Raw genomic sequence first — 22,657 nt, 5'->3', positions numbered from 1 at the left:
TATGGGGAACCCCGTAGCCTTTCTTACACGCCAGATTTGGGAGATTGGATAGGAATGTAATCGATTCATCCAAACTGGATGATATAGATAAACTCGTATGCAAGGAGAGAAAAAACATGGCCAAAAAGGAGCTGCAGCCTTCGTTAAAGACCAGCCATACCCCATCGGGAACAAGCTGGATCGGGTATAACCTGTCCAAAATGAAAAGTCAGCGACAATTAATGTGGATGTCATTTCCGTTTATTGCGTTTATCGCTATTTTTGCGTATGGACCATTATGGGGCTGGTTGATGGCGTTTCAGAATTATAGACCGGGCATTGGTTTTATGGAGCAGGATTGGGTGGGGCTGGATCATTTCCGAACGTTATTCACAGACCCTGCATTTTTACGTGTCATTCGCAACACGCTGGCGATGAGCCTGATCAGTCTGTTTCTGGGATTTGTCGGCTCGATTGGTCTGGCGCTCTTATTGAATGAACTGCGGATGATTTTGTTCAAACGCGTGGTGCAGACGGTTTCCTACCTTCCGCATTTCCTGTCGTGGATTATCGTAACAGGCATCGTTGCGAATGTATTGTCAACGGAAACAGGTATTGTGAATGTGCTGCTGACGAAATTGGGCCTGATTGAGGCACCGATCAACTTTTTTGCCGAACCCAAATACTTCTGGGGGATTGTGGGTCTGTCCAGCATGTGGAAGGAAATTGGTTGGGGTACGATAATCTATCTGGCGGCTATGGCGTCGATTAATCCGAGCTTATACGAAGCAGCTTCCATTGACGGAGCCGGTCGCTTTCGCAAAATGTTCAATGTCACACTTCCAAGCATCAAACCAACGATCATTATCCTGCTTATCATCAACGTGGGTAACGTACTTAACGCAGGTTTTGAGATTCAATACTTGCTGGGGAACGGACTGGTACAGGATGTATCCGAGACAATCGACATTTTTGTTCTAAAATACGGGATTAATCTTGGTAACTATTCACTTGCCACCGCAGCAGGCATTTTCAAAAGTGTGGTCAGTCTGGTGCTCATATTCATCGCCAACGGGATTGCCAAGTCTCTTGGTGAAGAGCGATTGATATGATAAGGGGGCATAGCTGTGAAGCGATTTAGTAGAAAACGAAACTTGGGAGACTCTATTTTTTCAATCACCAATGGCATATTTATGTTGCTTGTCATGGTTGTTACATTATATCCTTTTTTAAACACCATCGCCGTATCTTTCAATAACGGTCTGGATACGATCCGCGGGGGGATCTATCTCTGGCCGAGGGAATGGACGCTGCAAAATTACGTCTCCGTATTCCAAAACCCGAATCTGACGCAAGCCGCATTTGTTTCGGTCGCCAGAACCGTGGTGGGAACGGTTGTGCAGTTGTTCTGTACAGCCATGCTGGCCTATGTGCTGAGCCGCAAGGAGTATATGTTCAACAAATTGGTCACAACGCTGTTTGTCATGACGATGTATTTCAGCGGCGGCTTAATTCCGGGATACATGCTGATCAAACAAGTGGGGCTGCTGAACAGCTTCTGGGTATACATTATTCCCGGGTTGATCGGGGTGTTCAACATGATCGTCATTCGTACCTACATTCAGGGACTGTCCGAGGGATTGATAGAATCCGCGAAGATGGATGGAGCCGGAGATTTTCGGATTTTCATGCGTATCGTGCTTCCCTTATCCAAACCGGTTCTGGCTACAGTTGCACTGTTTATTGCTGTAGGTCAGTGGAACTCCTGGTTTGACTCCATGTTGTACACGGCGGGAAATCGGAATTTGACCACCTTGCAGTATGAGCTGATGAAATTGTTATCCTCTGCGACCTCACAGGGGGGAACCGTCAATGTGGATTCATTCAAAAATGTAACCAACATGGTGACGCCTGTATCCATTCGGGCAGCAATCACGGTTGTAACGGCAATGCCAATCGTTTTACTGTATCCGTTCTTGCAAAAATACTTTGTGACTGGACTAACCATTGGAGGGGTAAAAGAATGAAAAATGCAAATCAAAGCGAACAATGCACGTTTAACAATCCGATTATGCCCGGATTTTATCCAGATCCATCCGTATGCCGGGTGGGTGAAGATTTTTATCTGGTGACATCAACATTTGCCTATTTTCCTGGCGTTCCGATCTTTCAGAGTCGTGATCTTGTGAATTGGAAACAGATTGGCAATGTGCTGGACCGCCCTTCACAATTGAATCTTCAGGGAGCAGGCCATTCACAGGGGATATTCGCTCCAACGCTTCGGTATCATGAAGGCACCTTCTATATGATTACAACCAATGTATCACATGGCGGCAATTTTGTTGTAACCGCTACCGACCCGGCTGGGCCATGGTCTGAACCTTATTTTATTGAAGGCGCAGAAGGCATAGACCCTACGATTTTCTTCGATGACGGCAAAGCGTATTACCTTGGTACACGTCCTTGCTCCGAGGGAGTTCGTTACAATGGGAACTGGGAAGTGTGGCTGCGGGAGTTGGATCTGGGCAGTATGAAGCTGATGGGAGACAGTTACGTTCTGTGGCGCGGGGCGATGGTGGATGTCATCTGGCCGGAAGGCCCGCATCTATATAAGATCGATGAATATTACTATTTATTGATTGCAGAGGGAGGCACAGGGCCAAACCATGCGGTGACCATTGCTCGTAGTAAAAGTTTGACCGAAGGATACGTCGGGAATCCGAATAATCCAATCATTACACATCGCCATTTGGGTAAGCGTTACCCTGTTGTTAATGTAGGACATGCCGACTTGGTGCAGACTGCGAACGGGCAATGGTTCATGGTCATGCTTGCTTCGCGTCCATATGGAGGGAGCTATAGTAACCTGGGGCGGGAGACGTTCCTTGCTTCTGTCGTTTGGGAGGACGGATGGCCTGTTGTCAATGAGGGACGCGGAATCCTGGAGGAGCATGGCACGTTGGATTTGAAGCCTGTCCCGGTAGAGCCGCAACTGCGTTTTGACCATTTTGACAGCGATTGTCTGGGTTTGCAATGGATGTTCCTGCGCAATCCTCAGGAGGATCTCTATTCATTAACCGAACGAAAAGGATACTTGCGGCTGAAGCTGAAACCGCAAACACTGAAGGAAAAAGAAAATTCCAGCTTTGTTTGTTTGCGTCAAAGGCATATGGATTATGTCGCAGCTACAGCGATGGAATTTGTGCCTGGAAATGAAAACGAAACGGCTGGTCTTGTCGTCATTCAGAACGATCTGTATCACGTACGGATTGAGCGTGCTCTGGCCGAGAATCAGCAGGTGCTGCGTGTGGTGACCGTTATAGATGGTCAGGATACCCACATTGCGCAGGTCGCGCTGGATCGTGGAGTATCGCGGGTGTATATCAAATTGGCCGCGACAGGTCAGCAATTAAACTTCTATTACAGTACGGATGGAAGTCAGTATCATCTGGTTGCGGAACAGGTGGATACAAGCAGCCTGAGCACTGAAGTAGCTGGCGGCTTTGTTGGCTGCTGTATCGGAATGTTTAGCAGTAGCAACGGGACTTCCTCTGATCAGGTAGCAGACTTTGACTGGTTTGAATATGGTTCATATAAATAATATTTAGATGACAGAATAACAGCAAGAAAGCTCAATCCGGTGGCGGTAGTCCAAGGATTGAGCTTTTTTGCTGTTCTTTTTGCCAAAGGGTTATGGGGAGGCGTTACAGTCTATTGTCCAGTTTCATATGTTGAGCTTTTGATGATGTTAATTATTTTACGCTGAGCATCCCTGGCTTCCGGAATCGGATAGAGGACGAAAACATGATTCATTTTGGGATAAACGTATGTTTGATGATCGATTCTTTGATCCGTCAGCTGCTTGTCGAGCTTCATATTATCAGGAAACAAGCCCTCGTGAGTCCCGATAAAGATACTGATTTTGCCCAAACCGACGAAATCTCCGTAGATTGGACTGATTAACGGATCGTTCAACGGTTTGTCAGCTGCCCAGATCCGCCGGATGACATCATACCCTTCCACAGCGAGCATGGGGTCGCGGGTCTCGTAATCAAATATGACCGGATTGTCCAGCACCATATCCACACAAGGTGATAACAAGATGATATCTTTGGGCTGCGGGAGATCATGCATCTTCAGATAATGGGCCAAGGCTAGGGATATGTTCCCGCCTGCGGAATCCCCCATAATGGTGAATTGTGCCGGGTCGTCCACAGAGGCGAGCAGATCCCGGTATAGATTGAGCAGTTTCGGATACGTGTGCTGATAGTTAAAATGCGGAACCTTTGGATAGATGGGAGCAACAACTTTGGCATTCAGAGCCTGAGCCATGCGGTCCATGAATTTCCAGTGTAAAGACAGCGGCTGGTGTGTATGCGCCCCGCCATGAATGTAGAGAATGACCCTCTGTTCACGGGAATGCTGATCGTTTAATGTGAATACCTGCATGTCTTCAAGGGAGCGCTCTTTGATGGAAGATAACAGTTTTGTTTTACCCAAGGTATAAGGTTTAATGTTTTCCAAGCCCATATGATCCAGGTGTTTGCGGGTAAGCTCGCGTGTTGAAAAAATTTTCTTGGTATCTAACATTCCGATATATTTCTCGAATAGCAAGCTCGTCAACGAGCGTTTGTGATTATGGATATACATGTTCATTGAGGAATCACCCTTCCTGATGGAGATCAGATATACGATCTGTGGAGACTGTAAGTTAAGTATAAAGGTTAAAGTGTACTTCAAGGTCAATCTCAATTTTTCCATCAAACCGTTTACGGTTAGAGTAAAGCATGGTACCCGTTCTATGTTATGATATTTGCATCTTCAAAAGTTCGATTGAAGGGGCATAGCGTATGAATCAGAGCATACAACAGTTTAAAGCGGATTTTTTCAAAGCGTTGGCACACCCGATGCGGATTCAGATTCTGGAGCTGCTGAGTGAAGGAGCCAAGAACGTGAATGAACTGCAAAGCATTCTGGGATCGGAAGGCTCTGCTGTTTCACAACAACTGGCTGTATTGCGCAGCAAAAACGTGGTCCACGGAATAAAAGAAGGGACAACCGTCACCTATTCGTTGCGTGATCCGCTGATTAAGGACCTGTTGGCAGTCACCAAACAGATTTTTGACAATCATCTGGTTGATGCCATTTCCATGCTGGAAGATATTCGTAAAGAGTCCTGACACAATAAACAAGAGCAACTGGGTGTAATCACCGGAGGTTCTTGTTTTTTTGTGTTAGGTTCCTGCTGGGATTGTGCGTAATCCGATTGACAGGACGTATGCAGGGGAGTAATCTTTTGAATATATTCAAATATTCAAATATATGAAGAAAAGAAGGTTTTTGTACATGAAATGGATGGGGAGATATGCAGGGTACAATGCTGCCGCTTTTCGCAAGGATCTGTTATCAGGACTGATTGTAGGTATCATTGCGATTCCACTCGGTATGGCCTTTGCCATCGCTTCCGGGGTCAAACCGGAGTATGGATTGTATACCACAGTAATCGCAGGGATTCTCATTTCCTTGCTGGGTGGGTCCAAGTTCCAGATTGGCGGGCCAACGGGGGCATTCATTCCGATCCTATTTGCCATTGTGATGCAGTATGGATATGAGAATCTGCTGATCGCCGGAATGATGGCAGGATTGATGCTTGTACTAATGGGTGTATTCAAGCTTGGGGCGTTAATTAAGTTTATTCCAAGGCCGGTGACTATCGGTTTTACGGCAGGGATCGCCGTCATTATTTTTAGCGGACAAATTACGAACTTTCTGGGACTTCGAGGCATCGAGAAGCACGAAGATTTCTGGTCCAATATGAAAGAAATAGGGATGCATATCTCGGCGATTAATATATACAGTGTGCTTACAGCTGGAATCTGTCTGGCTGTTCTTCTGCTTGTGCCCAAGTTTGCACCAAAGGTGCCTGCATCACTGGTGGGGCTGGTTCTTTCGACGGTAGTCGCGGCGTTCTTTTTTGAAGGGCAGGTGGCTACAATTGGTTCGTCCTTTGGCGCCATACCTAACTCCTTGCCTCAGTTTCATATGCCTGAGATCACTTGGGAGCGTATTGTGAACTTGCTGCAACCCGCTTTTGTCATCGCCATGCTGGGTGGAATTGAATCGCTGCTGTCAGCTGTTGTTGCCGATGGCATGACCGGAAGTCGGCATAACAGCAATCGAGAGTTGATTGGGCAGGGGATTGCTAATATGGTGACGCCGTTGTTTGGTGGTATTCCTGCAACAGGAGCGATTGCACGTACAGCAACAAATATCAAATCCGGCGCAGTATCGCCATGGTCTGGCGTGATTCACGGTGTGGTGGTTTTGCTGGTACTTGTTCTCTTTGCGCCATACGCATCCCACATTCCTCTTGCCAGTATGGCTCCAGTTCTCATGTTGGTTGCCTGGAATATGAGTGAACGAAGATCCTTCGTGCATGTCATGAAAACCAAGACGAGTGATTCACTCGTTCTGCTCATTACCTTTTTGCTTACGGTATTTACAAGTTTAACAACGGCTGTAGAGGTTGGGTTAATTCTGGCGGTCCTTTTATTTGTTAAACGCATGAGTGAGATGTTGAAGGTTGCCAAAGTACTGCCCGATCCCGATCATAAACATGAGAAAGTCATGGCCCACATGGTTCGGGAAGGACATGACTGTCCGCAAATAAGCCTGTATACAATTGAAGGGCCACTGTTTTTCGGCGCAGCGGATATGTTCGAGAAGTCGGTCATGGATTCAATTCATCGGCGACCGGGCATTTTGCTGTTGCGCATGGGCAAGGTACCTTTTATGGATACAACAGGCGAGGCTAACCTGGCGAGTTTAATCAAGCATTTTGAACGGTCGGGCGGAATTGTATTGTTATCGGGCATACAAGAGCAGCCGCTTGAGATGTTGAAACGAACGGGTCTGTTAGAGCGTTTAAATCCTGCCCATCGGTTTGAACATACTGGGGAAGCCATTAATTATGCGTTACAGCATTTAAACGAGGAGAAGTGTAAGGGGTGCAAACATTTTGCCTTTCGTGAATGTGCTGCATTGTCGAGCGCTGGCATCGACCCAGAGTGTAATAGCCTGCTGAAATCTGTGAAGCGGGTCAATGCAAGCAGTTCTGTATAATCTACTCAAGAGAGAGGAAACTTGGAATTCCAAAGATGATGCACCAGTTTGAAAAATATATTCTGGAAAATTAATGAAAAATGGACTATGTTATAGGTTGATAGGTGAATACGGTTACATCGTTCATCAGATGAGAAATAATCATATAAACTGAAGGAGTATACATATGTCCATTCAACCGACTGCTTTACGTTCAGTGCTTAACCCCAGGTATCTGGAGACTGCATTGAGGAATCACTATGACATTGGAACATGGGAAGAATGTTTGTTTTGGCTTAGAGGATTGAATGATACCTACCGGGTTCGCACGTCCAGTGGCATGTATATTCTCCGGATCTACCGCACTGAAATTACGGAGGCAGATGTTCAGTATGAGCTTTCGTTATTGTCTCAACTGAAGAACGTTCTAGGTTCTGCGGAACATACCGACATTGGAGAATACATCGAGAAGAAAGATCATACGGGATATACGGTGTTGGAGGCTGCGGAAGGCAAGCGGGTTGCTGTGATGTTTCGGTATATTGAGGGTACGGAGGACAACCTGGAGGATGAGGAGTCTTGTTACGCCTTTGGTCAATCTGCCGCTGAATTGCATGAAGCTATGGATCAGGTGAACATGGAGCTGCCACGATATGAGCTGGATCTAAAGTTACTTATTGACGAACCCCTTGAGCGAATTATTCACTATATCGGTGAGAACAATGAAGCAGCAGCATTTCTCCATACGTTTGCCACAACGTTAAAAGAACGCATCGTTGCCACTTCCAGACAAGACCTGGACTTTGGTCTGTGCCATGGAGATATGCATGGGAATAACAATGTATTTCAACAGGAACATCAGTTCATCCATTATGACTTCGAGTGGGCAGCCAAAGGCTGGCGTGCCTATGATTTAGCTCAAGTGAAAGTTCGAAAAAGACAGTCTGATGAGCGAAAAGCAGCATTATGGGATGCGCTAATGGCAGGGTATCGTTCAGTCAGAAGCTTCTCTGCCGAAGACGAACAGGCGGTTGATCTCTTTATTATCGCTCGCCGATTCTGGGTGATGGGACTAGATGTTGCTTTTATTGAAAGTGATACGGGTGCGCTGGACTATGGTTCGGATTGGCTGGATAGTTTCGTGGAAGAATTCCGGGATACGGGGATTATATCCTAGCAAATGATGAATATTATTTAGGTGTAGGTTTGATTGTTTTAAGACCCTTCCGAGTCAACTTGAACTCGGGAGGGTCTTTTTCATCTTTATTAAAGGTAACAGGGGCACTTATTAGTTGGATGATGATGAAGAAGCGGCAGCAGCCGATGCTCCGGCAGCTGCGGCCATGGCGGCCTGCTGGGCAATAATAATGTTTGTGATGCTGGTTGAGATGGTTGTGGTTAGAACACCGTTGCGCAGATCCTCTACATGTTGTATGGCTACCAGAGCAGACGAGAACAGGAGCAACTCCTGTTTGTCGATTGACCAGGCGCCGAAGCCTTTTTGAGTCCGTAACCAGTCATTTGTTTCCGCGACTTCATCCACTAATGAGTCTCTGTCCGAAGGCAGTAGAGAAAGTATCCCAAGAGAGGGTAATGTATACGTTTTATCCATTCGGAGATCCCTTTTGCGAAAAGCTTCATTTAAGGCAATCACTCGAGCCCCTGCATCCGGGACATCTTCTCCAAGAACCAGGACCTGTGTTAACGCCTGCACACTGTTTCTGGAAGAGAACTCCGGTTTTAATTCCCCATAAAGTTGTTCCATACGTGCCACACCGGTATCTACGTCGAGATCGGAAAGGGCTAACATGGCAGCGAAAATGTAGTCATCCTGTCCAGTGAGGAAACGATGCTCTGCTTTCATGCCGTCATAAAATGATTTGGCCCGCTCCACCGTAGGTTGAAACTGGTCAGGTGATGTCTGAGTAGCGATCTGATAGGCGGCAATAACCAGATAATCAGAGTTGCGGAATTTGATCTCTTTCATCAAATCATAGACATGCAGGGTATCTGCCAGCTTTGTCTCTTCATCCGTTGTAAGGGAGAGCATGGCAGCAATGCTAATGGCCGAATTACCTCTGAATGCAGAGAAGAGTTTTGTATTTTGCTTAATCAACTCATGGCTTTGACGAATAGCTTCCCCATCTGCTGTTTTATTCTCCGCTGCATAGAGCAGGGCAGCCAGACGGTGCATCATCGCATGTTGCCATTTGAACGACTTCTTGATGATCTGGGTGTTGGAAACAAATAATTCAACTCGTTCTGCATGATGTTGCTGCATAGGCGCACCTCCATATTCACTGTTATTCTACAATACCCTTCCAGCTTCCTTCATTCCGTCGGTGTAAACAGATTAGATAATTAGGAATATCAAATGAATTAAAGCGATTATTCCCATAGGGTAGATTAATGATCTGGAGAACCCGTTTTTAAATTCATTTCGAGGATGTTTTTCGAAGAAGAAGTGTAATACGGTATGTATGATGAAAAAGATATCCAGCACCCAAAATGTAATGGTCTGATATGAGCTAAAAAGAAGAGAGAGGATGATGGTGTACATCGGCAAGTGAATCCATGTGAAATACATGTAGGCTTTATCATCTTTCATATCTTTTAATACCATAAACAATTTCCACTCGGACCGCCTGATGGCATCCATTTCGTGAAGTAGAAAGAGAGACAGGTTAAACAAAAATAAAACCAGTAAAAAGTCAGGCATGTAAAGTCTCCTATTATTCAATTTTATAAAAGCAGGTCAATAGCGAACAAGTCACTTACGGTATAGCGACCCAAATATACAATACGTGAGTTGTCATTTGGGGGTTCCAGTAGCCTCCCTGTGGAGTCATGTATAAGAAAGTCTCTGTCACTTTGCTTACACAACGCTACAGTGAATTGTTTATTGAACTGTCTGCCATATTCTTTAAGCGGTTATCCTATACCTATATGTGCAGTGAATCCGTTTCCTCACATTCCTTGTTGTATTTCTGCGGCACATCTCGTACAATTTGGTGAAGTAATTCTGCATTGCGTTAATGTGTATGTGAAATTTAAAAAATTACATCAGGAAGCTGCACACAAGAAAAGGGGAGAATCGTTTGGAATCAAAGCAACTATCTAGAGGGCTAAAGCCCCGCCATGTAGAGCTGATTGCACTCGGAGGTACAATCGGCGTTGGTCTGTTCATGGGATCGGCAAGTACGATCAAATGGGCGGGACCATCCGTGCTGCTGGCTTATTTATTGGCTGGTATCGTTATCTTTTTTGTCATGCGCATTATGGGGGAAATGTTGATTCAAGAGCCGGTCACGGGTTCGTTTGCAACATTTGCTCACAAATATATTAGTCCGCTTGCCGGATTTCTGACAGCCTGGAGCTATTGGTTCCTGTGGGTTACAGTGGGTATGGCGGAAGTTACGGCGATTGGCATCTATGTCGGGTATTGGTTCCCGGATATTCCGCAGTGGCTGCCGGCACTTGCTGGGGTGCTGATCATTGCGGCGGCAAATCTGGCGGCGGTGAAGTTCTATGGGGAATTTGAATTCTGGTTTGCGATGATCAAGGTGACGGCTATTGTAGCCATGATCGTGATCGGAACCGGGCTCATCTTCTTCGGCTGGGGGAACGGAGGACAGCCAATCGGGCTGTCGAATCTGTTCAGTCATGGCGGATTCTTCCCTGGAGGCATCAAAGGTTTCCTATTTGCACTGTGTATCGTAACGGCTGCGTATCAAGGGGTGGAGATGGTCGGTATTACAGCAGGCGAAGCGGAGAATCCGAAATACACCTTGCGTAAAGCGATCAAAAATATCGTGTGGCGTATTCTTATTTTCTACGTTGGAGCTATATTTGTTATCGTAACCCTGTACCCTTGGAACGAGGTAGGCGAGACGGGAAGCCCGTTTGTGCTCACCTTTGCCAAAGTTGGTATTGTTGCTGCAGCGGGGATCATTAACTTTGTGGTACTCACGGCGGCCATGTCTGGATGCAACAGCGGGATCTACAGTGCAGGACGGATGTTATACACACTGGCTGAGAATGGGCAGGCACCTGCCTTTTTCAAAAAGCTGTCTAAAGGCGGGGTTCCCCGAAACAGTATCGTCATCACAATCTCCTTGCTGCTGATTGGGGTTGTGCTGAACTACCTGATGCCGGACTCCAAATTGTTCCTGTACATCTACAGTGCAAGTGTTCTTCCGGGCATGGTTCCATGGTTCGCACTGGCGTTCAGCCAGTTCCGATTCAGAAAGCGTTGGGGCAACGAGATGGCGGATCATAACTTCAAGTCCAAATGGTTCCCGATCAGCAATTACATTATCATCGTGTATTTGATCCTCGTCATCATCGGTATGGCGTTTAACCCGGATACTCGCTTGCCTCTGGTTGTTGGAGCTACGTTCATGGCCATCGTGGTGGCTGGTTACTTCGCATTTGGCATCGGAAAAAGACAACGGATAGATGGCGGAAAAGATCGCTAGTCTAATATTCAAAAATCAACTTATATTGTAATATCAACCATGCATTCCTTGAAACGATTGGAGAACCTGAGGGTGATTCAGCGTCATTCAGGGAGTGCATTTTTTTCTTAAAATGGTATGGGGTTAGGGGAGATTCAATGATAGACGGTTGTCAGGGAATCTGGTTAGCTTAGTTTAAATAACGCCCAACTCGGTTACAAAGGAAAGAGTGCAACATTTAAGAAAACAACTTCTGTGATCGTATTGATCAATATAAATAACCAAGGAGGAATTGAACATGGCTAATCAAGATCAGCACACCATGCAAGACCCAACGACACAATATCCGAAGGCTACACCGGAGTGGAAACAGCAACAGGATGAGCCGGGGCTCCAGCGTGAGATGACCCCTGTTCCCGATGCGGGTGAGAAAAGTTATAAAGGCAGCGGACGTTTAACGGGACGCAAAGCAGTTGTGACCGGGGCCGACAGCGGAATTGGACGGGCGGCAGCGATTGCGTTTGCCCGTGAAGGTGCGGATGTCGTTCTGGCCTATCTGCCCGAAGAGGAAGCAGATGCGCAGGAAGTTGTGAAGCTGATTGAGGAAGCCGGTCGCAAAGCGATCACGATGCCTGGTGACCTGAAGGATGAGAAATACTGTGAAGAACTCATTGAATCTGCGGTAAAAGAGCTTGGCGGGATTGATATCCTCGCTAACGTGGCAGGTAAACAGCAGTTTGTAGAGCAGATTGCGGATCTGACTACCGAGCAATTCGATGCGACGTTCAAAACAAATGTCTATTCCATGTTCTGGCTCTGCAAAGCAGCTGTAAAACACATGAAGCCGGGCAGCTCCATTATCAACACATCATCGATTCAGGCATACAAACCTTCGCCAATCCTGCTGGATTATGCGACAACGAAGGCATCCATTAACACGTTCAGCAAAGCGCTGGCACAACAGGTGGGTAGCAAAGGGATACGTGTCAACGTTGTTGCACCTGGACCGGTATGGACACCGCTCCAGGTCGTGGGTGGACAACCAGTCGAGAAGCTGGCCGAGTTTGGCTCCAATACACCGCTTGGTCGGGCAGGACAACCTGCCGAGATGGCTCCGGCATTTGTGTTCCTGGCAAGCCAGGAATCCAGCTATGTGAGCGGCGAGACACTGAATGCAAATGGCGGTACGGTTAGTCCGTAAGGTGTTAGATAATCCGATTATAGTATCAGAGGATACCATCTCCATAGTGGGGGCGGTATCCTCTTTTTTTTCGTTAGGATGAGAGAAATAAATATTTTTATATATGAAAGCGTTCTTATATAAAACGGGAAAGGTACATGGTAATATATTCAAGAACATGATCTTCGCTCCCAGATTTGAGAGTGCGTTGCTTATACAATGAATCTGTTCAGATGAATACACTATGCCTAGGAATCGAAGGAGGAATTCTGTAATGGCTAAGAATGTACTTAAACTAGGTGACCCTGTCATTAGCACGTACACATCATATGGGGCATTAACATCCATTATGCACGAAGATTTATGGCCATGGATTTTCAATAACTTTATACAAATCAGGTATGCACATGGATGGGGAATTTTTTCGTTTGATTCTCATCAGTTTCTGCTAAGTACCTGTCCGGGAATTTCCTTTTACAACCTGCCACAAGAAATTGTAATTAGCAAATGGGGAACATCACTTAAGCAAGTGATTACGGAAGCGATAGATATGGGATATTATCTATATATTTATGCAGATAGATACTACATTGCGTGTACAGACTATTATCAGAAAGAACATCTCATGCATGAATTATTGGTGTACGGGTATGACCTGGACCAAAATTTGATATACATTGCTGATAATCTTGATGATGGTAAATTCATACAAACCGTATGTAGTCTGGATGAACTTGAGAAAGGCTACTGGACCATGTCTAATGAGTACAGTTTTTGGACAGAAGTGAGATTTCTCAAGCCTATCCAGAATATTAACTATGCAATACATGTGGAGCAGATTATAACGGCGATGGAAAACTATCTTAACTCAAGCGAGACATATGACTTAGTGAGAGATCAGAAATACGATTTTGGAATGCAAGTCATTCAACGCATCTTTACCGACATTGAGCAGGCAGCCCTAGTTGGAGAAGCATTGGATCCACGAGTCTTTCATCTTTTGTATGAACATAAGCTACTAATGGAGTTACGTTTATCTTACTTAATGGAGAAATCAATCATCGAACGAGATGCAACCTTTATGGAATTAAGCACTGTTCTGAAACAGGACTACTTTAAATTGAGAAATATAGTTCTGAAATACAATATAACGCGTGATGCAAGTACACTAAATAAAATAAATGAGAGATTGCGAGAGAATCTCATGAAAGAGAAAGCATTTATTTCTTCTTTTATTACCAGATTACAACAGGTTAAATCAATGGCTTGAAGTCATCTAATAATACAAAAAATCCCCTTTGCTTGTTGGAAAGCAAAGGGGATTCCTGTGTAACTAAGTTACTTCTGCTCTGGTTTCGGGTCCAGAATGGCATAACTGCCAAGCGTGGCACAGGTGAGAGGATAGGGTTTAAGTCCTGTAGAACAATAGAACAGATGTAATTCTGTAGCGTGTGTTCCATGTTAGAATACAAGAATTACTACATATTTATATATAAGCGGACAATTGAATAGACTGGAGGGGCTCAGATGAAAGCAGAACAGATTGTGAGAACCTTTTTTGAAGAGGTCCGATCAGGCCGAAATCCTGATTATGCAGGCAGGCTGATGGAAGAACAAGTACTGGCTCATCAAGTAATATCCGAAGATGAGGTCACGGTCACCCGAACACCTTCCGATTATGCAGATCATGTGCGAGAAATGATCGAAGCCTACGGGGAATTTTCACTCGAAATTCAAGAGATGCTGACGCAAGGTGATAAAGTCTATGTGCGCTGGAGACAAACAGGTACCCATATTGGCGAAGTGGACGGATACAGTCCAACCAACCTCCCGGTGATTGAAATTGCGAGTGCGGTATACCGAGTGGAAAACGAACGAATTGCAGAGTATTGGATACAGATCGACAGGTTGGGCATCGAGAAACAATTGGAACGTAATCAGAGCTGAGTTTCTCAGCTCTTTTTTAGTTTTCAGTTCTTTGAAAGCGTTCCCGTGTTATAATGAACGGAGTTGTATACAAGTTACCTAAAACGTTTTCTGTCTTTTAACTCGATAATCTGAAAGTGAGGTTCAGTGATGATTAAAGCAACGGAAGATAATCAATATGTTGAACTAACCAGCCCGACAAGTTTACCGAAGGCATCCGGATTCCTTTGGAATGAAAAGATGATGATTCATGTGAATTGCCGGGGGTACGCGGTGGCCCAATTCATGCAGCCCGAACCTGCCAAATACTCGTATGCGCCCAACCTGGAAGCCAAGACGTTTATGCAACCGGAGCAGCCGTACTATGCCCACCATCCGGGACGGTTTATCTACATTAAAGATGAAGTAAGTGGCGAAATCTTCTCCGCCCCGTATGAACCAGTTCGCAAGCAGGCGGATAGCTATACGTTCGCTGTAGGCAAACACGATATTCACTGGAAAGTAATTCAGGACGACATTTGCATCGAGATGTCCCTGCGTCTGCCGAAGGAAGATGTCATGGAGCTGTGGCGTGTGAAGGTAACCAATCTGTCTTCGAGAAAACGCAAGCTGAGTATCTACCCGTATTATACGGTCGGTTATATGTCCTGGATGAACCAGTCCGGTTCATATGTGGAAGATTTGCAGGGCATTGTCTGCTCGGCGGTTACGCCGTATCAGAAATATCAGGACTATAGCAAAATCAAAAACTATAGTGACAAAACCTATCTGCTTGCAGATCATCAACCGATCGCATGGGAAGTGAATCAAGAGAGCTTTGAAGGCGAAGGTGGACTTCATAATCCTTCCGCCCTTCAGTCGGAGACACTCGCTGGTGGAGATGCCCGCTATGAGACACCTGTGGCTGTATTGCAATATAGAGTAGAACTGGAGGCTGGAGCTGAGCAGGCGTACCGATTTATCTTTGGCCCGGCTCATGATGAAACAGAGATTGAAGGCATTCGTCAGCATTATTTTGTGAAGCAGAATGAGGCAGGACAGGATGGTTTCACCGCAGCCGAGCAGGAGTATGCGGATTATATTGCGGAAGGGCAAGGAAACATCCAGATTGAGACACCGGACAGCTGGCTAGATAATGTCGTGAATCACTGGCTACCTCGCCAGATGTATTATCACGGGAAAACAAACCGTCTATCGACCGATCCACAGACCCGGAATTATCTGCAGGATAATATGGGGATGAGTTACATTCAACCGCAGATTGCGCGGGCTGCGTTCCTGACTGCATTGTCACAACAGCATATTAGCGGCGCCATGCCGGACGGAATTATTTTGCACCCGGATGCAGAATTGAAATATATTAACCAGATTCCTCATACCGATCACTGTATCTGGCTTCCGGTCTGTATGAAGACTTATCTGGATGAAACAAATGACTATAGCATTCTGGAGGAACAGGTTCCTTTTACAGACAGTGAACAGAAGGTTTCCGTACTGGAACATATGAATCTTGCGATGCGCTGGTTGATCCACGAGCGGGATGCGCGTGGGTTGAACTATATCAATCAGGGTGACTGGTGTGATCCGATGAACATGGTGGGATACAAAGGCAAAGGCGTATCCGGCTGGCTGACCATTGCAACGGCTTATGCATTTAATGTGTGGGCAGATCTTGCTGAACAGGCGGGGCATACCGAGGTTGCAGCGGAATTCCGTCAGGAAGCCAACCAGACCAATGTGGTAGCAAATGAGTATCTGTGGGATGGGGATTGGTATGCGCGCGGAATTACGGACGATAATGTAGTGTTTGGCGTAAGCAAAGACGTGGAAGGACGCATCTATATCAATCCTCAGAGCTGGGCACTTATGAGCGGTGCTGCGGATCAGGATAAACAGGAGAAGTTAATCCGTGCCGTAGAGGAGCAATTGGAGACGCCATATGGTGTCGAGAAGCTCGCGCCGTCTTTCACAGCGATGCGGGAAGATGTAGGCCGTGTTACGCAGAAACATCCGGGAAGCGCGGAGAATGGTGCCGTGTACAATCACGCGGCGGCGTTCTATATTTACGCATTGTACCTGGTGGGTGAGAAGGAGAAGGCGTATCGTTTGCTGCGTAAAATGATTCCGGGTCCTGATGGCGAGGATACTCTCCAGCGGGGTCAGCTACCCGTATTTATCCCGAATTATTATCGCGGAGCTTATCGTCAATTCCCACGTACAGCTGGGCGCTCCAGTCATCTGTTCAACACCGGCACAGTACCTTGGATTTATCGCTGCCTGATTGACGGATTGTTTGGACTGCAAGGTCACGCGCAAGGACTTCAAGTGCGTCCGCAGTTGCCAGAAGATTGGAACGAGGCATCGGTCACGCGATTGTTCCGCGGGGCTAAGCTGAACGTGAACATGAAGAAGGATGCAACAGTCCGGACGATTGAAGTGTATGTTGACGGTGAACGTATAGAAGGTGACATCATCAAGAATATCCAAGCTGGCGTGAATTATGAGGTGCTGGTGAAGCTGCCTTTGTAGAAAGAGTACGGAGTAGCTGATAAACGGTGTGAAGAGTTTTGGACAATCACTAAGAAAAATTAAAAACTGCCTTTCCTTTATAGAAGGAGGGCAGTTTTTGCTTTCAAGATGTTGTTTTGAATGAATCTGTTTGTCAGACTGAATATGATGAAAGAATACACAAGCTAAGCTTGATTAGCAAACACTCTATTCTTTGACTCTGTACCAATAGCTATAGATTTCGGAATAACCCAGCTTCGCGTAGAGCTTTAACGCAGGTACATTATTCCCAACGACTTGTAGATAACTAGACGTAGCACCTTGTTTTTTAGCCCAATGCAATAGATGCAGGATCATCTGTTCAGCAAGTCCCCGATTCCGGAAGTTAGCGTCTGTTATGATGTCGTATAATCCAATGTAGCCACGTTCGATGACACCAAACCCGCAAGCGACGACCTGCCCGTCAATCAACAGCGAGATGAAACCTACCTTTGTCCGGATATTGTCTAACATTAATTCCATCGTTCCCCGTTGCAGATCATTCACCTGATTCAATCGGCAAAAATGATCCAGCCAAGCTGTGGTCAACTGTTCGTCGATCTGTACAGCTTGGTGCACAGGCTCTTTGATCTCTTCCAGAATCCGAGTCTGGACACGGGTCAGATCGACAACGCCATACCCTTTTTCTTGCAAAAGCTGGTCGAGATGATCCGGCTGAATAAACGGTGTGATTTTGAATATGGTATTTAACTGATTGGAAGCATATATGCGCTCACATTCCTCAATCTTTTCATGCACATCCAGAGTTGAGTAGTGGATCGGTTGAATGGAGTTGGCACGTTTGGTATATCCTTTGGCAAAACGTAGTACCCAGCCGTCATACAGTAAGGTGGACAAGGGCTGCCAGTGATTAAGGGATAGTTCTTCAATGCTTTTGTATTCTGAATCTATGGTATGCGTCATATCCAACCTCCGACTTTATGATTAAATAATAATACATAATAATGTATAAAAATACAACAAGAATAGATATATCGCCAAACAGTATGCATTATAGTCGGAGATGGTATACAATTTTGGTTGAAAGAATAACTTCAGAAGCGGAGCGCGTTATGTTAACTATAGAATTAAATAATCACAGTATTAACTGTCATATTGAATACGGCAAACGCAAGAAAGTTTCCATCACGATGGACTTACCTTATATGGTAACAATCAAAGCACCGAATGGTACCAGTGAAGACATGATCCGGCAACTTGTGGAGCAACATGGGGATGTGATTTTGAAGAAATCCGCTCTGATGCAGCGGGCGCTTGACGGTCCTCAAGCCAAGGAATACGAAGATGAGGGCAAGGGGAAGTTTTTGCTTTTTGGCAAGGAGCATGCACTGCATGACTTAATCCCTGTAGAGGGACTTACAGAAGAGGAGCTGCGAGCGAATCTGAAGAAGTTTTATTTTGCCGAGTGTAAACGCATGATTGGGGAGCGCATCGGACGCTATCAGCAGGAGTTGAAGGTGAAGCCGAAGTCAGTGGAGATCGTAGATTCACCCACCAAATGGGGCAGTTGCAGCTGGGACAAAAAGCTGACGTTCAATTATCGTCTGGCGATGGCGCCACTGGAAGTGATCGATTATGTCATTATTCATGAACTTTGCCATATTCACCACATGAATCATGATCGCTCCTTCTGGCGGCGGATTGGCAGTATCATGCCGGATTACAAAACAAAAGAAGATTATCTGATGCGAAATGGTCGGGCCATGACGCTGTGATTTCAGGCTTAATTCTACATTTCAAATTGCAGGAAAAATAGCTGTTCCGCTCGTCCATTTGAAGTACAATATAAGCAAATATGCCCGTACCACGAGACCATTGCTATATCCGTGGTGGAAGGAGTCCAAAATGGCTGAGAGTAACCATTATTCGGTGCTGGTAGATGAATATATCTCGGAGTTTGCACCCGATGTACAGGTGAGATTACAGGCGTTAAGACAGATTATTCGCGAGTCGGCACCGAACGCCGAAGAGAAGATCAGCTATAAGATGCCCACGTATGCGCAGTACGGGAATCTGGTTCATTTTGCCGCATACCAGCATCATATCGGGTTTTATCCTGCTCCCAGTGGAATTCTGGCTTTCAAGGAGGAACTCTCCATGTATAAAGGGGCCAAGGGATCTGTCCAGTTTCCGCTGGATCAGCCATTGCCGGAGGATCTGATCCGCCGGATTGTGGCGTTTCGGGTGAAAGAAAATGTGGAAAAAGCTCGGGAGAAGAAGCAGAAGAAGTAGTAGATGGTAAAAACGGATCTCACAGCTCAGTTGAGCAAGATTGAAGCGGTTATCGCTGATTTTGAACAGCAACATGAGCCAGTCATATACATGAAACATGTAGATTACGATCAGAGGTAACATTGATTGACGAAGCAATAGGTTCGGTGAACACAGCGGAGACGTATGAGATGCCGGGTCTGGACATTCAGGATTTTGTCGGTTCGTTTCTTAATTGGTTTAATTATATTGAAGTTTTATATGTGGATGAGTATAAGGAAATGTATCGTATCCTCCGAGCAATAGCCGCTTTTAAGCGGTGGCTCCGCTTAGAAAGATGATCAACAATAGACCGCATCCTTTTGCGAGGGGGGCGGTCTATTTGTGTGTATTGGACAGAATAAGGCATCCTTTGTCAACATCACAGTGTGCATTTTAGTTAGGAGGAGAATTCGTATGATCAAGGTTCATTTATCTCGTATTATGGGTGAGAAAAGAATTAATATTGCTGATTTATCACGACTAACCGGATTACATAGAAATGGGATTGCCAAATTATATAATGAAGAAACCGATGGTGTGAAGTTCGATACGCTGAATCGAATATGTGAGGCTTTGGATTGTGAGATCCAGGATATCATTGAGTTTATTAAGGACGAGAAGTGATCTTCAACAATTAGCTTAAGGCCATATACTTCTAAAAGAATGGACCTATAGACCGTTACCTTATCGAAGGGACGGTCTTTTTCTGATTGTATACACATACTGATCTGCACCGATTGCAAGCGTTACTCCCTTTCAGCGATTTTTCAGCCATAACCATTATAATACTCACGGAATCCTGTAATCGAAAAGGAGTTTTCGCATGTCTAAGGTGCTGCATAAGTCGTTTTATCTCATTTTGCTCGTGTTGGTTGCGGTGTTTATTGCCTCGTCCTTGTTGGTTCGGGCACAGTACAACTACGCCTTGTATGGGGACAATCCCATTTTGGGCATGCAGCAGTGGAGTGTTTTTCTCCCGGTCATTCTTTTGCTTCTTGGTTCAGGTGTCGGGTTATATGCTCTGTGTCTGAAACTGAACAAATACAGCCCAAAGGTTGTTATTCCGATTGTGCTGTTATGTTCTCTCGTCATTCAGATCATCATCATTTTTGTATTTCCGAGAGTGCCCACCGATGATTCACAGACCGTTCTTTCACTCGCCATGAACATGCTGTACGACCAAGACTACTCGTCGTTTGAAACGGGTGGTTATCTGCACATGTTCCCGTTTAACTACTCGATCGTGTTGTACCTGAAAACACTACTGTACCTGTTCCCGGATAACTATCTGGTCATCAAACTATTTAATATTTTGTTTTCAACGTTAACAACGTTCATGATTTATCTTATTTATAAACAAGTGAATGACAGATCCATGGAACGTGATTACGGTGTGTTGATCTTTGCAGCAACGTACCTGCCTTCCCTGTTCCTGAACAACCTGATCTATAACGATGTGATTGCCACAGCTTTTCTGACATCATGCCTATACTTCTTAATCCGTTTTGTACGTGAAAAGTCCTGGAAAACAATTGTCATTGCCGCTGTTTTTCTCGCGTTGGGCAATTACTTCCGAAGCATCGGCGTAATCGTGCTAATCGCTGCCATTATGTATATCCTGTTGAATATGCGGAGCATCGGAATGAAGAAAGTTATCATTTCCATCGGGGTGCTAGGTATGTTGTTTAATGTACCAACCTGGACTCAGAATGCGGTTCTTCAATCCTCCGGTGCAGTGAGCGAACCTGTTGGAGAGAATGCGGCACCGGTCTATATGTGGCTGAATATGGGCATTAATCTGGAGCGTTTTGGCTTCTGGGACAATATGGAGAGTTATCAGATCTATCAGAGGCAGGCCAACTACAATAAGGCTGAAAGCGCAGATTTGTTCAAACAAGAGATTGGCAACAAGCTGTCTGAAGCAAGTGCGAGTGAATTGGTGCAGATGTATTACAAAAAGATTATATGGACCTGGACCGAAGGGACATACCAGATGGACCGCTACGGAATCGGCAATGAAAGTTCCATCGGTGCCGGAAGAGGAAGGGGAGGTGGAATCGCAGGCTCCTATAGTTATAACAATGCGATAACAGAACTGTTGCAAGGGGATTCGGCTTATCGGACTGGTTTACTCTGGATCGTATATGTGATGAATTTCTTGATGTACTGTTTTATTTTCATCCGGTTGGCCGGAGGAATTCGTTGTAAACGATATGATGAAGTTTCCTTAATCCTGGTCATTCTCGGATTCATCGGGTTTTATATTCTCTGGGAAATTAAGTCCAGATACATCTACCCTGTATATCCAATGTTGGTTGTGCTGTCCTACATGGGGTTCAAAGATACGTATGACTGCATATTCCATCGTAAAGGTACCCTGGAGAGATATTCCCTGAGAAAAAGGTGATCATATGCGAAAAAAACAATATTTCACATCGGTTACGCTATTCCTGTTGCTAGGATGCTTGGTTATGCTGACGGCTTGCGATGTTATAACCGCCCAGAATATTACCAACACCGGTTCTGTGCAAGGTATGAACGGGTTTGGCATGCCAAATGGTGGCGGTCTGGGCATGAACGGAGGAACACCAAGAGGTGGAAGAGACGGGGCGGGCATGAACGACCGTTCAGGCAGTCGAGACATGCTCCAGGGGGGAATGAGTGCCGACATTGCAGGCAGAGTCATCTCGGTGACTGGAAACACAGTTACGCTGGCATTACTTGAGGTCCAGGACAGCTCATCTCCAAGTATGGAATGGAAGGATACCGGACTGGAGATGAAATTGAATATAGGTGATGATGTTGCTATCACTGAAGGCATGGGAACGCTGCGCTCGGGCAATTCCAGCCCACGTGCGAATTCGTCCATTCAAGTGTCTGATCTTCAAAAAGAAAACATCGTGATGATGTGGTATAAGGACAACACCGAGACGGTTAAACGGGTGATGGTTGTCCAGTAAAAAATGATGGGATTATCGCATTTTGTAATTGCTTACATTTGGCTTATCGGCTATTATGGTAACAACTGGTTTTTTGAAGGGAGTGAGCGTCATGAAACGACGGTCTAAGATGGTATGTTCTATTACTACAATGAAGGTAAGCATAAACTGAATAATTCCGGCAGATCATTCAGATACAGTGTGGGACACATCCAGTTTCCCAGTCGATCTGAGATCTGCTGATATATAGGGAT

General features: G+C 45.5%; 20 protein-coding genes. 16 read left to right on the top strand and 4 right to left on the bottom strand.

Going from position 1 to position 22,657, the window contains the following annotated elements; translation table 11 throughout:
- The first annotated feature begins 116 nt into the window (after window positions 1-116).
- Genes FE296_RS05885 through FE296_RS05875 form a run of 3 tightly spaced genes read left to right on the top strand, consistent with a single transcriptional unit; the run spans window position 117 to window position 3,580 of the window.
- Window positions 117-1,091: an ABC transporter permease gene (locus FE296_RS05885; protein WP_150364483.1), complete on the top strand. Its 975-nt coding sequence runs from the start codon at window positions 117-119 to the stop codon at window positions 1,089-1,091.
- 15 nt (window positions 1,092-1,106) lie between these two features.
- Complete coding sequence (locus tag FE296_RS05880; RefSeq protein WP_150364482.1) at window positions 1,107-2,006, top strand: carbohydrate ABC transporter permease; 900 nt, start codon at window positions 1,107-1,109, stop codon at window positions 2,004-2,006.
- Window positions 2,003-3,580 carry a glycoside hydrolase family 43 protein gene (locus FE296_RS05875; RefSeq protein ID WP_150364481.1) on the top strand — a complete coding sequence of 526 codons (1,578 nt, stop codon included), beginning with the start codon at window positions 2,003-2,005 and terminating at the stop codon, window positions 3,578-3,580. Before FE296_RS05880 ends, FE296_RS05875 begins: the two co-directional genes overlap by 4 nt.
- 110 nt (window positions 3,581-3,690) lie before the next feature.
- On the opposite strand, the gene FE296_RS05870 is transcribed toward FE296_RS05875, so the two are convergent.
- Complete coding sequence (locus FE296_RS05870; protein ID WP_150364480.1) at window positions 3,691-4,635, bottom strand: alpha/beta hydrolase fold domain-containing protein; 945 nt, start codon at window positions 4,633-4,635, stop codon at window positions 3,691-3,693.
- A 194-nt stretch (window positions 4,636-4,829) separates the two neighbouring features.
- Between FE296_RS05870 and FE296_RS05865 the strand changes: the two genes are divergently transcribed.
- The 3 genes from FE296_RS05865 (at window position 4,830) to FE296_RS05855 (ending at window position 8,257) form a co-directional block, all read left to right on the top strand.
- Window positions 4,830-5,159 (top strand): ArsR/SmtB family transcription factor, encoded by a 330-nt coding sequence (locus tag FE296_RS05865; RefSeq protein WP_017690603.1) that lies wholly within the window; start codon window positions 4,830-4,832, stop codon window positions 5,157-5,159.
- A 166-nt stretch (window positions 5,160-5,325) separates the two neighbouring features.
- On the top strand, window positions 5,326-7,101 hold the full coding sequence (locus tag FE296_RS05860) for a SulP family inorganic anion transporter (RefSeq protein ID WP_150364479.1): 1,776 nt from the start codon (window positions 5,326-5,328) through the stop codon (window positions 7,099-7,101).
- 166 nt (window positions 7,102-7,267) lie between these two features.
- On the top strand, window positions 7,268-8,257 hold the full coding sequence (locus FE296_RS05855; RefSeq protein ID WP_150364478.1) for a phosphotransferase: 990 nt from the start codon (window positions 7,268-7,270) through the stop codon (window positions 8,255-8,257).
- Window positions 8,258-8,368: 111 nt separating this feature from the next.
- Here the strand turns inward: FE296_RS05855 and FE296_RS05850 are convergent, their stop codons facing one another.
- Entirely contained in the window at window positions 8,369-9,361 is a 993-nt protein-coding gene (locus tag FE296_RS05850; protein ID WP_150364477.1) for a DUF4003 family protein, read from the bottom strand.
- A 72-nt stretch (window positions 9,362-9,433) separates the two neighbouring features.
- Entirely contained in the window at window positions 9,434-9,799 is a 366-nt protein-coding gene (locus tag FE296_RS33895; protein ID WP_150364476.1) for a DUF6713 family protein, read from the bottom strand.
- Window positions 9,800-10,178: 379 nt separating this feature from the next.
- On the opposite strand from FE296_RS33895, the gene FE296_RS05840 reads away from it, so the two are divergent.
- The 5 genes from FE296_RS05840 (at window position 10,179) to FE296_RS05820 (ending at window position 17,172) form a co-directional block, all read left to right on the top strand.
- On the top strand, window positions 10,179-11,558 hold the full coding sequence (locus FE296_RS05840) for an amino acid permease (RefSeq protein ID WP_150364475.1): 1,380 nt from the start codon (window positions 10,179-10,181) through the stop codon (window positions 11,556-11,558).
- Window positions 11,559-11,835: 277 nt separating this feature from the next.
- A complete protein-coding gene (locus FE296_RS05835) occupies window positions 11,836-12,738 on the top strand; it encodes an SDR family oxidoreductase (protein ID WP_124118614.1) in 903 nt (300 codons plus the stop codon).
- 253 nt (window positions 12,739-12,991) lie between these two features.
- Entirely contained in the window at window positions 12,992-13,987 is a 996-nt protein-coding gene (locus tag FE296_RS05830; RefSeq protein WP_150364474.1) for a cysteine peptidase family C39 domain-containing protein, read from the top strand.
- 257 nt (window positions 13,988-14,244) lie between these two features.
- Window positions 14,245-14,664, top strand: coding sequence for an ester cyclase (locus FE296_RS05825; RefSeq protein WP_150364473.1), 420 nt, complete (start codon window positions 14,245-14,247; stop codon window positions 14,662-14,664).
- Window positions 14,665-14,793: 129 nt separating this feature from the next.
- Window positions 14,794-17,172, top strand: coding sequence for a GH36-type glycosyl hydrolase domain-containing protein (locus tag FE296_RS05820; protein WP_150364472.1), 2,379 nt, complete (start codon window positions 14,794-14,796; stop codon window positions 17,170-17,172).
- A 186-nt stretch (window positions 17,173-17,358) separates the two neighbouring features.
- On the opposite strand, the gene FE296_RS05815 is transcribed toward FE296_RS05820, so the two are convergent.
- The gene (locus FE296_RS05815; protein WP_150364471.1) at window positions 17,359-18,114 is read right to left on the bottom strand and encodes a GNAT family N-acetyltransferase; all 756 of its coding nucleotides are present in this window, start codon (window positions 18,112-18,114) and stop codon (window positions 17,359-17,361) included.
- 149 nt (window positions 18,115-18,263) lie between these two features.
- On the opposite strand from FE296_RS05815, the gene FE296_RS05810 reads away from it, so the two are divergent.
- The 5 genes from FE296_RS05810 to FE296_RS05785 all read left to right on the top strand — a co-directional run bounded on the left by FE296_RS05810 (window position 18,264) and on the right by FE296_RS05785 (window position 22,424).
- Window positions 18,264-18,926, top strand: coding sequence for a M48 family metallopeptidase (locus tag FE296_RS05810; protein ID WP_150364470.1), 663 nt, complete (start codon window positions 18,264-18,266; stop codon window positions 18,924-18,926).
- A 130-nt stretch (window positions 18,927-19,056) separates the two neighbouring features.
- Window positions 19,057-19,443 (top strand): iron chaperone, encoded by a 387-nt coding sequence (locus FE296_RS05805; RefSeq protein WP_124118620.1) that lies wholly within the window; start codon window positions 19,057-19,059, stop codon window positions 19,441-19,443.
- Between the two features lie 435 nt (window positions 19,444-19,878).
- Window positions 19,879-20,088 carry a helix-turn-helix domain-containing protein gene (locus FE296_RS05795; protein WP_036668302.1) on the top strand — a complete coding sequence of 70 codons (210 nt, stop codon included), beginning with the start codon at window positions 19,879-19,881 and terminating at the stop codon, window positions 20,086-20,088.
- A 199-nt stretch (window positions 20,089-20,287) separates the two neighbouring features.
- Window positions 20,288-21,871 (top strand): glycosyltransferase family 39 protein, encoded by a 1,584-nt coding sequence (locus tag FE296_RS05790; protein ID WP_150364469.1) that lies wholly within the window; start codon window positions 20,288-20,290, stop codon window positions 21,869-21,871.
- Window positions 21,872-21,935: 64 nt separating this feature from the next.
- Complete coding sequence (locus FE296_RS05785; protein ID WP_190945050.1) at window positions 21,936-22,424, top strand: hypothetical protein; 489 nt, start codon at window positions 21,936-21,938, stop codon at window positions 22,422-22,424.
- The last annotated feature ends 233 nt before the right edge of the window (window positions 22,425-22,657 follow it).

It is taken from the genome of Paenibacillus sp. UASWS1643 (genome assembly GCF_008693195.1).
GTDB classification, from domain to species: Bacteria; Bacillota; Bacilli; order Paenibacillales; family Paenibacillaceae; genus Paenibacillus; species Paenibacillus amylolyticus_B.
The sequence above is the reverse complement of the archived record's forward strand: the minus strand, read 5'-3'. Positions and strand labels throughout refer to the sequence as shown.